The sequence below is a fragment of the Botrimarina colliarenosi genome, assembly GCF_007859955.1.
GTDB lineage: Bacteria > Planctomycetota > Planctomycetia > Pirellulales > Lacipirellulaceae > Botrimarina > Botrimarina colliarenosi.
On record NZ_SJPR01000001.1, the window covers coordinates 1,278,873 to 1,290,761 of the forward strand.

Below are 11,889 nucleotides of genomic sequence, written 5' to 3' on the forward strand. Positions count from 1 at the left end.
GGCCCGGGGGCTCGCAGCGGGGTTGTTGGGAAGGAGTGGCTTGGGCCCGCTCCACCGACTTGCGTCGCCGGCTCGCCGCTTTGTGCGCCGCCGATCATTGGCAGTACAGAGCGAGCAGCTGCCGGGTCATCAGGCGGAGGTTGTCCGTCATGCCGCAGAGGGCGTCGCCGTCAGGATCGCCGACGCCGTGGCGGCCGGCGTGCGTCGGACGGAAGGCGACCCGCGGCGTCGGGTTCGTGCTGCCGATCGTCACCCCGAAATTCCCGCCGCCGATCACCAACCGCACGCCGCGGTGTCCGACAGTGTGGGTCGTGATCTGGGAATAAGCGATGGGGCCGCCGTGAGGCCGGAACGCCGGCTGATGACGCACGGCGTGCCGGCGTGGGTCGGCGAGCGCTTCGCGGACCGCATCCTCAACGTCGCCCGCCTGCTCGTCGAGGCGATGCAACGCGCGATCGATCAGCCGCACCTGCGTCCGGCTCGGGATCGGCCGCGTGATCAGCAGTTCGAGGCGGTCCAGCTCGCGGCAGAGCCGGTCGAGCTCGTCGTAAACATCGTCGGCAATGAGCCGGGCCGACGAGCAGTCGTCGAAGGTCGCGTGGGCCTGAGCTCGCACCAGGGCCATCTGGCCCCGCACCTGGCCGGTGTAGCCGAGCAGCGGGTCGAGGTGGTCGGCGGCGGCCGGAGCGGTCAACAAAGCCGCGACGGCGGCAGTGAGGGTCGTGCGGAGCATGATTGGTTTCCCCTTTGGCGAGTCACGTCACCCCGGGTTGGGGCTCACCGACAAGTGGAAGCAACCGAGGCGCCGACACCCTGGATGAAGCGCGCAATCCCTTGCTAGATAAACACTTAAAGGAAAACGAGCCAGCGACTCCGCGGAGTCGCTGGCTCGTGCAAGATGTCAGAATGAATCGATCGCCAGCCAATCGCGGTCAAAACGACTTCTTAGCGGTGGCTGCGGCTCGAACGCCCCGCGTTGCGGCTGCCGCCGAAGAGGAAGTTGAACGGGTTGTTGGACTTCGGCTTGTCGGCGTCGTGGATGTGCGTGATCGGGAAGCTCTCGACCCGCTGGCCTTTGCGACGCGGCAGGCTGGCGATCGACTCGCCGGCCGGGGGGATCACGAAGACCTTCGGGTCGTCGATCACCCACGGGGTGCTCCACGACTGGCCGTTGTCCCAGTTGGCGACGTTGAAGAAGAAGTTGTCGAACGCCAAGCAGCGGTAGTTGTACGGGAAGCTCGAGGTCAGGTAATCGTCCGCGGTGAGGTCCTCGACGCCGGCGTGGCCGTAGTAGTGGATCTGGCCGTCGGGCGTGAACGACATGCCGAGGGTCCACCAGCCCGGCTCGTCGATCTTCGTACTCCGCATGTCCTGGCCGTTGGTGTTGGCGCGGACGGTGAGCTGGGCGTGGTCGACGCCGCCGTTCTTGGCGTTGCCCTTCTGGAACAGGATGAACATGCCGGGCCAGTAGGCGGCGACTTCCCCCTCAGGGATGCGGCCACGGCAGTCGGTCCGCATGCCGAAGCTCGCGCCGCTGCGCTGCTCCCACTCGCTGAACTCGGGCAGGTAGACCCGCACCGTGCAGCTCGGCTGCCACGTGACCGGGATGGAGCGGCCGAGCTTGCGGTCGACCTTCATCAGCAGGTCGTCCTGCTGCTGCTGGCCGGTGGTCTTGCCGGGGATGCCCGAGTACTTGGTCTGGAACATCAGGGCGCCCTCACTGCCGGCGATGCCGCCGGGGGGCGTCGCGACGCGTTTCACAACGTCGGGGGTGCCGCGCTTGGCGCCTTCGTGCCAGAGCTTGTTGTTCGAGAACCCGCCCGGGGCGCGCTGGTTGTCGTCCTGCTCGTAGCTGCTCTTGGGCAGGTTGAGCACGTACGACCAGTTGGCGTCCTCGAAGTCGTCGAACGCTTGGTAGACGTGGTCACCCGTCCCCGGGACGAACGGCGTGCCGGCGAGCGTGAGGGCCGGCAGGAGCGTGAAAACAACAGTGGCGACGTGGCGGGTGAGCATCCTTGCTCTCCGGTTGAGTGCTAGCAAAGCGGGCGCGGCCGCACGCTTCCTTGCGCGCGGCTTGTTGCTAGGGATCGACACTCGGCGGCGTGACTTCCAGCCAAAACGTCGCGCAACTCCGGGCGCTGACGCTTCCGGCTCGCCACGCGCTCGCTCGGCTAGCCGGAAGCGTCAGCGCCCGGAGCGCATCACGCACCCGCCACTTGGCCGACAAAGATCACAAGCGTCCCCCTCGCCGAGCGAGCGGTGCAAGCACTGCGCGATCCGCTTCCCCATCACCTCGGCCATCAGCTCGTGGAGCCCCAGCGGCGAAGTGACCTGGTATCGCACGCCCGGGTGGTTCGCCGCCGCCTCGGCCGCTAGCCGCGGGATATCCTGGCTCCAGTGCCGGCCTGGCGACAAGAAGTAGGGGAACACGACAACCGTCTCGGCGCCACGCTCGACGCACTTGGCGAACGCCGCGGCGATCGACGGCTCCGCCAGCTCCATATGGGCCGGCTCAACGATGGGCATCCCCGACACCCGCTGGAACAACGCCGCGACGTCGTGCAGCAGCGCATTGCTCTCTTCGCGACGCGACCCGTGATCGACGACGACGACGCCGACCCGCTGGGGATCGAGCCGCAATTCATCGCTTAGCCGGTCGATCAGCATAAAAATATCTAGCCGCAGAGGGACGCAGATAAACGCGGATGGTTGTGACTTGGTCGAGCTACTCTTTGCTAGCTAGATCGAGAAGCCTCAACTTCAGAATAGATGCTGCGCCGCCAAGTGACATCCGCGTTTATCCGCGTCCCTCTGCGGCTAAACGATTAGAGAACCAAGTCTTCACGTGGCCCCACCGTGACGACGGCGTTGCGGTCGAGGGGGTGTTCCGCCGCGACCCGCATCAGGTCGTCGATCGTCACCGCGTCGAGCCGCTTCAGCTCCTCTTCGAGCGATCGGTAGTCGCCGCGCATCTGCCAGCCGCCGCCGAGGTGGAACAGCCGGCTCCGTGGGCGTTCGCTGCCGAGCACGACGCGGGACTTGATCTTGCTCTTCGCTTGTGAGAGTTCGTCGGCGGTCGGCGGCTCGGTGGGGATCGACGCCAGGACCTCTTCGACGGCGGCCAGGTTCTCTTCGAGGTCGTCCGGCTCGCCGGCCAGCCACGTGTAATACATGCCGACGCCTTGGTAATCGTAGTGCCCGAGGCTCGCCGACTCGGCGTGGCCCGGGTCGATCAGTCGCCAGTAGAGCCGGCTCCCCGAGTCGTCGCCAAGGATGGTCGCCAGCAGCTTCGCGGCGTAGCGGTCCTCAGACACGCCGTCGGGGGCGTTGCCGAGCAACAACGCGTACTGCTGCGTGGCGGACGAGTGAACGATCGACTCGCGCGAGGGCGTGACCGACGTCGGCGCCAACGGCCGGCTTGCGTCGCCACGGTCCCACGCGCCGCAGGCCGCCTCGGCTTGCTCGACCATCGCGTCGAAGTCGACCCGACCCGACGCCGCCAGGACGAGGTTGCCCGGTGCGTAACGCCGCTGGAAGTACGAACGCATCGCGTCGGACGTCAACGCCGCGACCGACTCGGCGGTCCCCAGCACGCTGTTGGCGATTGGGTGCGCGCCAAAGCAGAGCCGCTTGAGGTGATCGTCCATGCCGTAAGGCGGCTGGTCGAGGTACATCTCGATCTCTTCGAGGATGACCTTCTTCTCCATGTCGAAGTCCTCCGTCCGGAGGCTCGGCCGCATGATATCGGCCAACAGGTCGATCGACTCGGCCTGGTGCTCGGGCAGGAGCGACGCGTAGTAGACGGTGTTCTCTTCGCTGGTGAACGCGTTGTAGTGGGCGCCGAGCTCGTCGAACTCACGGTTGACGTCCTCGGCCGTGCGGCGGGCCGTCCCCTTGAACACCATGTGCTCGAGGAAGTGGCTGACGCCCGCCTCGGCCGGCGTCTCGTCCCGCGCGCCGGTCTGTACGAAGAACCCCAGGGCGAGCGACAGCGCCGACGGGTCGCACTCGGCGATGACTTCGAGACCGTTCGGGAGGGTGTGACGCTTGAATTGCATGTGGTTGGAACCACCGAGGGACACAGATTGGATTCTTGTGGGAGGCGTCTGCGAGGCCGCTTGCGGTCTCTTGGCCGTGTTCGTCATGGAGACCGCAATCGGCGTCGCAGACGCCTCCTACAGACGGGAGCGCCTACTGGCTTCTTGATCTCAGTTCGGCCGCGTCAGCGGCTGCGGGCCCAGCGTAACGATGGTGAAATCGCTCGGCGGATTCCGTTGGAGGTAGTCATTGATTGTGTCGGCGGTCACCGCGTCGACCAGCTTGTTCACTTCCGCTAGCGAGCGGATGTGTCCCAGGTGGCGCCAGTCGCGCGCCAGCACCCCGGCGCGGGCGTGGGTCGACTCTTGTTGCAGGATCAAGCCGCTCTTCATCCGCGCCTTGAGGCGACCGAGCTCCTCGGCGGTGACGCCGTCGGCCAGCCGCACCAGTTCGCTGTGGGTGACGTCGAGCGTCTCCTGGGCGCGCTCGGCGGTGGTGCCGGCGTAGCAGAAGACGGCCGCCCGGTCCTTCTGCGTCTGCAGCGACGCGTAAACGGTGTAGCAGAGGCCCCGTTTCTCACGGACCTCGGTAAAGAGCCGGCTGCTCATGCCGCTCGAGAGAACGCCGTTGGCGCCCCACGCTTGGAAGTAGTCGGCGTGGCTGTAGGGGACCGACGGGAAGGCGATGCCGATGTGCGCTTGCGACGAGTCGTAGGTTACGTGGCCATCGCCTGCGCCGGGCGTTTCGACCGTCTTCGAGGGCGCCTCGTTGTTGACCCAGTCGCCGAACAGCCGCTCGACGTCTTCGACCATGGCGTCCCAGTCGAACGCGCCGGCGACGGCGAGGATCGCGCTGTCGGGCGCGTACCGCTTGTGTTGGAACTGCCGGACGTCGCGGATCTGGAGCGACTCGACCGCCGCGATGTTTCCGCTCGAGGCCCGGCCGTAGGGGTCGCCGTAGTGGCGGCGGCGGAGCTCTTCCATCAGCTTCTGCGACGGTTCGTCCTCGACGCCCCGCAGCTCTTGCAGGCAGACCTGGCGGCCCGCCTCGAGCTGGTCCTCGGGCAGGTGCGGCCGGCGGACGATGTCGGCGTAGATGGCGAGCGCCGCGGGGAGGTTCTCCGCCAGGGTGCTCGCGCCGAGCGACGTGTGCGACAGGCCAACCGATTCGCCCCGTTCGACGCCGAGGGCGTCGAGGTCGCTCACCAGCGCCCGGCTGTCGCGGTCGCCGGCGCCGCGGAGGGCCATCTCGCAGGTGAGGTTCGCCAGCCCCAGTTGGTCGGCCGCGTCGTAACGGCAACCGGCGGGGATCATCAGCGAGAAGGCGGCCGACTGGAAGCCGTCCGCTGGCTCGCCGATGAGGGTCAGCCCGTTGGCGAGGCGATGGACGCAGGCTTCGCGCGGAGTCGGGGCGTCAGGCGGAGTTAAAGACACGCGGCGGCGGCCCTTGGGGCGGGAGAAAACGAGCAGTCGGGTGAAAAATGGGGGGCGCCGGCGGCTGTAGCGGGGCGTCTCCGTAAGAACGCCCGCCGAAACGCTATCGGGCCGGCAACCCCCTGCGTCCAGAGGACTTAGCGACGTTACCGGTCGTAGGGCCCGCTGGCAACGCCCGCCCCCCCATCCGGCGGGCGATTCGTTGACGTTTGCGCACGCCGTCCGTAAGGTGGAAGAGAGATGGCGGAGTCCCAATCCGGGAAGATCAGGCGCTCACCATCCCCGCCGCGGCTGGCCCCCCCACTCGGCCTTCGCCCCTGCCGCGACCCCTCTCAACGAGACCCACCTATGTACGGCGAGCTTGTGCCGCTCGGCGGCGGGGACCCGATCCCGCTGCTCAAGAAGAAACTGCTGATCGGTCGCCGCGAGAGCTGCGATATCGTTCTGCGGTTCGCTAACGTCTCCGCCCACCACTGTGAGCTGCGGATCGAGGGAGGCTACCTCTATATCCGCGACCTGCAGAGCCGCAACGGCGTGAAGGTCAACGGCATCCGCATGCCCGAAGGCCGGATCGACCCGGGCGACACGCTGGCGGTGGCGAAGCACACCTACCGCGTCGAGTACTCGCCGGCCGACCTCGGCGCCGTCGGCCCCCCGCCGACCGAGAACCGGGCTCAAGAGATCATGAGCACGTCGCTGTTGGCGCGGGCCGGGCTCCAGAAGGCGGAAGCCCGCGGCGCCGATCGCTCGAGTTCGAAGCGGTTCGACCCGACCAACAACTCGGCGGGTCAAATCAAGTTGCCGAGCGACAAGCTCTAAAAGCCCACCAGGGCTTTGTGGGAGGCGTCTCCAGACGCCGATGACGGTCACCAATCCGCTAAGATAGGGTGCACGTCATCGGCGTCTGGAGACGCCTCCCACTGTTTTGGTTCCTGAATGGCTAAGAAACGCCGCAACGTCCGCGCCACCTTCCGTAAGGGGCACGACACCGCCAAGCGCGAACGCGGGCTCACCCGCGCCTTCGAGCAGCACGGCGGCGAAGCCGAACACGAGCGGGGCGAACGTGTCAGCGGCAAGGGTCACCTGACCCGCAAACGCACCGTCGCCGGCGCCGAAGTCGTCGAGGACAGCTCGGGGCAGATCGTGCTCCCCGACGTCGACCGCGAAGTCTGCGTCCTCGGTCGGGTCCTCCGCGTTCAGGGGCTCGTCAGCCGCGTGCTGGGGGACGACGGTCGGCAGTACGCCTGCGCCACGAGGCAGCTCTTAAAGCAATTGGCGACCGAGCTGCGACACGTCGTCGCCGCCGGGGACCGGGTCTGGGTCCGTCCCGAGGGACCGCCCCCCGCCGACGGCGCCCTGCAAGAAGGGATCATCGAACGGGTCGAGCCGCGGCACGGCGTCCTCAGCCGCAGCAGCCGCAGCCGACAGCACCTGATCGCGGCGAACATCGACCAGATCCTCGTCGTCGCCTCGGCGGCCGCGCCGCGGCTGAAGCCGAACCTCGTCGACCGCTACCTCGTCACGGCCGAGAAGACCGGGCTGCGGCCGATCGTCTGTATCAACAAGATTGATCTGGTGGAGCCGGTCGACCTCGTGCCGATCATCGGTGTCTGGTCACAGCTCGGCTACGAGGTGCTGCCGGTGTCGGCGGAGACCGGCTTTGGCGTCGACCGCCTCCGCGCACGCCTCCGCGCCAAACAGACGGCGTTCACCGGGCAGAGCGGCGTCGGCAAGAGCTCGCTGCTCAACGCGATCGACCCGGGCCTCGCCCTCCGCGTGCAGACGGTGAGCTCCGAGAGCGACAAAGGCCGCCACACGACCACGACCGCCGAACTCTACCCGCTGGGCGAGCATGTCGGCGGCGGCTTCCTGGTCGACACGCCCGGCATCCGCAGCTTCGAGCTGTGGGACGTGATCCCCGAAGAGGTCGCCAACTACTACCGCGAGCTCCGCCCCTACGTGAGCCAGTGCCGCTTCCCCGACTGCACGCACACGCACGAGGATTTCTGCGCGGTGAAGGACGCCGTCGCCGACGGCTGGATCGACGCCCGGCGTTACGAGAGCTACGTGCAGATCCGGTCGGGCGAGTGAGCTACTCAGCCGGCGGTGTGTTCTTGCCGCGCCACGGGTCCTCGGTCGAGAGGCTCCCGTCGGGAAGCTCCCAGTGCAGAACGCCGTTAATCGAGTAGACGCACGGCACCCCGGCGCGGCGGGATTCTTCCTGAGCGCGACGGACGCCATTGGCAGCCATCTCTTCGACTTCGGCGGCGAACTCGTGGGCAGCTAGACTGAGCGGTTTACCAGCACCAGCGGTCGAGTCATACATGGTCACCTTCCACGATACTGAGAAACTCGCTCATTGCTTGACGATGAATTATCTGTGTCTTCTCGGTGTCGCCAAACGCAACTTTGCATTCCGAAGTGAATCGGTTGTCGAATAGTGTCCAAAGATCGGCCACCAGACGGTATTGTAGCCAGAAATTGCGGATGCTGCGGTAGAAGCGACGTATCACATCCTCGTCGGGGACGAAGTGACCGCCAGTTCGCACGCGTTGGGCAACACGGGCAATGCTAGTTGCGGGGGCGTCAACAAACGTAAAAGCGATCTCGACTCGGAATCCCAGGTTGCGAGCTCGCTCAAAGTTACGCCCAATCGAGCGCCCTGATAAAGTCGATTCAACGAGGATTCTTCGTTCTGAATGCAGTGCTTGGTCGAACTGCTCAACGAATCCTCGCCCGGCCGCCGCGGCAACCGATTCAGGACGTTCCGGACAGATTTCGGCAGCTATTTTGTCTGCTCCCAGATAAAGCCAACCGCCCTGTTCTAGATACGCGTTTGCCAGGGTCGTCTTACCGGACCCGTTCGGACCGCCGACGACAAGAAGTCGCTTCGGTGGAAGGCTTTCTCCCTGCTCTCCCCCCATCTCATTCTCTCCCTTTAGAGGATCACTCCGGCGTGAAATCGACGTCCGCCTCCAGCCTTAGCACAAACTCGGCCAGCAGTTGGGCCGCGTTGTCGAGGTCCTCGAGCGAGATCACCTCGACCGCCGAGTGCATGTAGCGGAGCGGCAGGCCGACGATGCCGGTGGCGACGCCGGCGCGCGACAGTTGCAGGGCGTTGCCGTCGTTCGAGGCGCCGCGATTGAGGGCGGCCCACTGCATCGGGATGCCGGCCGACTCGCCCGCTGCGCGGACCCGCTTGAAGACCACCGGGTTGATGTTCGGTCCACGCTGTACGACGGGGCCGCCGCTGAGCTTGATATCGGATTCCTGCGTCTTGTCGACAGTCGGGCAGTCGGTTGCGTGCGTCACGTCGACGGCGATGCCGACGTGCGGGTCGACGCCGTACGCACTGGTCTGCGCGCCGCGGAGGCCGATCTCTTCCTGCACCGTCGCGACGGCGTGCACGGCGACGTTAAGGCCCCCCTTCTCCGCCGCGCGGCGGGCCGCCTCGATGCAGACCCACAGGCCGGTCTTGTTGTCCATGCCGGGGGCGTTCGCCAGGCCGTTCCGCATCTCTTGGTAGCCGAGCTGGAGCGTCACCGGATCGCCGATCTCGACGAGCTCCTGCGCCTCGGCTTGACTGCTGGCGCCGATGTCGAGCCACATCTCTTTCTGTTTGACGACCTGCTTGCGCTCTTCTTCGTCGAGCAGGTGGATCGCCTTGCGCGAGATCACCGCCGGCACCGGGCCGCTGGCGGTGTGGATCGTCATCCGCTGGCCGATCAGCTGCTGCGGGTCCCAGCCGCCGATCGGCTTGGAATAGATAAAGCCGAACTCATCGATGTAGGTGACGATCAGCCCGATCTGGTCCGCATGGCCGGCGAACATCACCCGGAGCGGCGCCCCGGGGTTCACCGACACGATGACGTTGCCGTGGGCGTCGGTCCGGACCTCGTCGGCGAACTTCGCGGCGTAATCACGCACGACCCGCTGCACCGGCTGCTCGTAGCCCGAGGGGCTGGGCGACTCGAGGATCTGTTGGAAGAACTTTTTGGCGGCAGGCGTCATACGGTGAGTGGCGCGGGGTTGAGGTACGGCGGACGGGGGAAAGGCGTTGCTAGCAGCCGGGCAGCGAGCCGGAGGGCGTCAGCCCCCGGGAGGGAATCACAAACAAGCTCTCTCTCTCTCATCCACAAAGCCTCCGACGAATGGAAAGCCTCCGACGAATGGCGTCGCCGGCTCGCCCGGGCGTTCGCCGACTTTACCAAGCTTGCCGCCAGCGGGCGACGGGCCGCGGCCGGCCAGTGAAACTGCGGCGACCTTGCCGATTCGGCTCAACGGGGGCGGCCTAATCCGCCGATCCCTCACTACCGAGCGCTAGCCCTCTCGGGGGCTGCGCGTGCTAGTCATGAAATCGCCGCCGGCAGGGATTGCGGGTGGCGAGAAAACCCAGCGGGAGTCTCCAGGGATGGCCCTTTCCAGCTCGAAATCGTCGACGATGGCGAACCTTGTCGCGTTCGTCGCCCTCAGCCTCGCCGCGACCTCGGGTTGCATGGCGTTGCGACCCGGTTGTGGTTGCGGCATCGCCGGCGTTTGTGGTGGCGCTGTCGGCTGCGGCGACGTCAGCTGTGGCTGTGAGCCCGGCTGCGCGGTGGAGCCCGGCTGTGGTTGTGGGACCACCTGTGGTTGCAACGGCCGCTCGATGGCGGGACAGATGTGGTGCGGCGATTGCGGCTGCGACTCACACAAGCCGCTGATTAATGTCTGCACCGGACCGGACTGCTGTGGCGGCTGTGAGCCGGGCTGCGGCTGTGCCCCCTCCTGTGGCTGTGGCATGGAAGCGGGCTGCGGCGTCGAGCCGGGCTGTGGCTGCGACGTCGGTTGCGGCGACACGTGCGGCGTCGGCCCTTGTGGATGCGGCAACTGCCCGATCATCCAGAACGTTGGCTTCGGCCTGAAGTGCATCGGCTCGGAAGTCCGGAACCTGCTGCGTCCGATCGGCACGCCCCTCGGCCTCTGCTGCCCGCAAGGCAGCGGCTGTGGCGGCTGCGGCGGTTGCGGCGACCTCTACTGGAACGAGTGGCACAGCGACCCGCCGCGGTGCTGCGACCCGTGCGACGACTGTGGCAACTGGGTCGGACCGACCGGCAGCACCAGCATGCGGGCGCCCTACGACCACGAGTTCGCCCCACGCCGGATCGCGACCCTTCCGGGGACGGGCACGCTTCGCTGAGCCAACGGGGCTTCTGAGATCTCTGCTCGGAAGCGGTGGGACGACATCAGGATCGATCGCCCGAGGCGAGCCGGCTTCTTACGCCACAAAATTACGCCACTGAACGCTCGTCGTGGGTTGGCGTCGTGGAACGCCCTATCGCTAAGCGTTCCCGTGCCGTCTGGTTGTGCCCCCGCCCAGCGCTCTCCGCGTCGACGGGACGCCAGCGAAGAAGGGCTGGCGAGCCGCGGGCTATGCCGGTCGCGGGGCTGTCCGACGCTATCGCGTTCGGCTCAAGGGGCGTGACGTTGCGCGAGTTTTCGAACCACTCGGTGCGGACTCGCGTAAATCGCCCCTAGCCCGCCCCCGCACTCCCCTCCCCCCCGCACTCTCCTCCCGGAGCCCCGCCATGAGTTTTCAGGTCCAGACCCGCACGGCGCTCGTCACCGGCGCCAACCGCGGCATCGGCGCCGAGATCGTTTCGTCGCTCGTCACCCACGGCGCCCGCAAGGTCTATGCCGGCGTCCGTTCCGCAGAGAAGGCGAAGGCCCTCGTTGAGCGGTTCGGCGACGTAATCGTGCCGATCGAGATCGACTACGAGAAGCCCGCGACGATTGAGGCCGCCGCCAAGGCGGCGAGCGACGTCGAGCTGGTTGTCAGCAACGCCGGCGTGCTACGCACCGCCGACCCGTTCGCCGACGACGCACTCAAGAACCTGCAGTACGAGCTCGACATCAACGTCTTCGGTCTGCTGCGGATGGCCCGGGCGTTCGCGCCGGTTCTGAAGAAGAACGGCGGCGGGGCCTTCGTGCAGCTCAACTCGGTGGCGTCGCTGCGTAGCTTCCCGCCCTTCGCCACTTACTGCGCGTCGAAGGCGGCGAGCTATTCGCTGACCCAGGCGCTGCGCGACACGCTCCGAGAGCAGGGGACCGCGGTCTTGAGCGTCCACCCCGGCCCGATCGACACCGACATGGGCGACCACGCCGGGTTTGACGACTCCGACCCGCCGCTGGTTGTCGCGGAGGGGATCGTCGCCGCCCTCGCCGCGGGCGACTTTCACTTGTTCCCGGACAAGATGGCCAAGCAATTCGGCGAGGCATACGCGGGCTTCGCCGCAGGCGTCATCGACGCCGACCCAGCGGAGTGAGCAGGCCGGGACAAGCGTCAGCGCAGGTCCGGCTGGCGTCACTCAAGCGTCCAATCGAGGAAGCCAGTGACGGTTCGACTAGCTTGAGCACGTCTCGCCGCGTGCCGGGCCTGCGC

Annotated in this window: 12 protein-coding genes; 4 read left to right on the forward strand and 8 right to left on the reverse strand. The window is 66.9% G+C overall.

All coding sequences use genetic code 11. The features are described from left to right. Positions 1-94: 94 nt before the first annotated feature. The 5 genes from Pla108_RS04980 to Pla108_RS05000 form a co-directional block, all read right to left on the reverse strand. Positions 95-733: a hypothetical protein gene (locus Pla108_RS04980; protein WP_146443595.1), complete on the reverse strand. Its 639-nt coding sequence runs from the start codon at positions 731-733 to the stop codon at positions 95-97. 212 nt (positions 734-945) lie between these two features. Further along, positions 946-2,013, reverse strand: a complete 1,068-nt coding sequence (locus Pla108_RS04985; RefSeq protein ID WP_197526252.1) for a hypothetical protein — start codon at positions 2,011-2,013, stop codon at positions 946-948. A gap of 171 nt (positions 2,014-2,184) precedes the next feature. Then, positions 2,185-2,667, reverse strand: a complete 483-nt coding sequence (locus tag Pla108_RS04990; protein WP_146443597.1) for a CbiX/SirB N-terminal domain-containing protein — start codon at positions 2,665-2,667, stop codon at positions 2,185-2,187. A 158-nt stretch (positions 2,668-2,825) separates the two neighbouring features. Beyond that, positions 2,826-4,058, reverse strand: a complete 1,233-nt coding sequence (locus Pla108_RS04995; RefSeq protein WP_146443599.1) for a M16 family metallopeptidase — start codon at positions 4,056-4,058, stop codon at positions 2,826-2,828. 150 nt (positions 4,059-4,208) lie between these two features. Then, on the reverse strand, positions 4,209-5,471 hold the full coding sequence (locus Pla108_RS05000; RefSeq protein ID WP_231934291.1) for a M16 family metallopeptidase: 1,263 nt from the start codon (positions 5,469-5,471) through the stop codon (positions 4,209-4,211). Positions 5,472-5,819: 348 nt separating this feature from the next. Between Pla108_RS05000 and Pla108_RS05005 the strand changes: the two genes are divergently transcribed. Both Pla108_RS05005 and rsgA read left to right on the forward strand, forming a co-directional pair. Next, on the forward strand, positions 5,820-6,290 hold the full coding sequence (locus tag Pla108_RS05005; protein ID WP_146443601.1) for an FHA domain-containing protein: 471 nt from the start codon (positions 5,820-5,822) through the stop codon (positions 6,288-6,290). Positions 6,291-6,407: 117 nt separating this feature from the next. After that, positions 6,408-7,562, forward strand: a complete 1,155-nt coding sequence (gene rsgA, locus Pla108_RS05010; RefSeq protein WP_146443603.1) for a ribosome small subunit-dependent GTPase A — start codon at positions 6,408-6,410, stop codon at positions 7,560-7,562. A 1-nt stretch (position 7,563) separates the two neighbouring features. Here the strand turns inward: rsgA and Pla108_RS05015 are convergent, their stop codons facing one another. Genes Pla108_RS05015 through Pla108_RS05025 form a run of 3 tightly spaced genes read right to left on the reverse strand, consistent with a single transcriptional unit; the run spans position 7,564 to position 9,482 of the window. Further along, on the reverse strand, positions 7,564-7,797 hold the full coding sequence (locus Pla108_RS05015) for a hypothetical protein (RefSeq protein WP_146443605.1): 234 nt from the start codon (positions 7,795-7,797) through the stop codon (positions 7,564-7,566). Next, positions 7,790-8,395, reverse strand: coding sequence for an AAA family ATPase (locus tag Pla108_RS05020; RefSeq protein ID WP_146443607.1), 606 nt, complete (start codon positions 8,393-8,395; stop codon positions 7,790-7,792). The genes Pla108_RS05015 and Pla108_RS05020 overlap by 8 nt, the downstream gene beginning before the upstream one ends. Before the next feature lie 22 nt (positions 8,396-8,417). Continuing rightward, positions 8,418-9,482 carry a M42 family metallopeptidase gene (locus Pla108_RS05025; protein WP_146443609.1) on the reverse strand — a complete coding sequence of 355 codons (1,065 nt, stop codon included), beginning with the start codon at positions 9,480-9,482 and terminating at the stop codon, positions 8,418-8,420. Positions 9,483-9,912: 430 nt separating this feature from the next. On the opposite strand from Pla108_RS05025, the gene Pla108_RS05030 reads away from it, so the two are divergent. Beyond that, positions 9,913-10,647 (forward strand): hypothetical protein, encoded by a 735-nt coding sequence (locus tag Pla108_RS05030; RefSeq protein ID WP_146443611.1) that lies wholly within the window; start codon positions 9,913-9,915, stop codon positions 10,645-10,647. Positions 10,648-11,035: 388 nt separating this feature from the next. Continuing rightward, complete coding sequence (locus tag Pla108_RS05035; RefSeq protein ID WP_146443613.1) at positions 11,036-11,773, forward strand: SDR family oxidoreductase; 738 nt, start codon at positions 11,036-11,038, stop codon at positions 11,771-11,773. Positions 11,774-11,889 lie beyond the last annotated feature (116 nt).

Excerpts from the sequence above, each read along its gene's own strand:
- Pla108_RS05035 (WP_146443613.1), top strand. The coding sequence starts at position 11,036 with ATGAGTTTTCAGGTCCAGACCCGCACGGCGCTCGTCACCGGCGCCAAC.
- Pla108_RS04995 (WP_146443599.1), bottom strand. The coding sequence starts at position 4,058 with ATGCAATTCAAGCGTCACACCCTCCCGAACGGTCTCGAAGTCATCGCC.
- Pla108_RS05015 (WP_146443605.1), bottom strand. The coding sequence starts at position 7,797 with ATGTATGACTCGACCGCTGGTGCTGGTAAACCGCTCAGTCTAGCTGCC.
- Pla108_RS05005 (WP_146443601.1), top strand. The coding sequence starts at position 5,820 with ATGTACGGCGAGCTTGTGCCGCTCGGCGGCGGGGACCCGATCCCGCTG.
- rsgA (WP_146443603.1), top strand. The coding sequence starts at position 6,408 with ATGGCTAAGAAACGCCGCAACGTCCGCGCCACCTTCCGTAAGGGGCAC.
- Pla108_RS05030 (WP_146443611.1), top strand. The coding sequence starts at position 9,913 with ATGGCGAACCTTGTCGCGTTCGTCGCCCTCAGCCTCGCCGCGACCTCG.
- Pla108_RS05025 (WP_146443609.1), bottom strand. The coding sequence starts at position 9,482 with ATGACGCCTGCCGCCAAAAAGTTCTTCCAACAGATCCTCGAGTCGCCC.
- Pla108_RS05020 (WP_146443607.1), bottom strand. The coding sequence starts at position 8,395 with ATGGGGGGAGAGCAGGGAGAAAGCCTTCCACCGAAGCGACTTCTTGTC.
- Pla108_RS04985 (WP_197526252.1), bottom strand. The coding sequence starts at position 2,013 with ATGCTCACCCGCCACGTCGCCACTGTTGTTTTCACGCTCCTGCCGGCC.
- Pla108_RS04990 (WP_146443597.1), bottom strand. The coding sequence starts at position 2,667 with ATGCTGATCGACCGGCTAAGCGATGAATTGCGGCTCGATCCCCAGCGG.
- Pla108_RS04980 (WP_146443595.1), bottom strand. The coding sequence starts at position 733 with ATGCTCCGCACGACCCTCACTGCCGCCGTCGCGGCTTTGTTGACCGCT.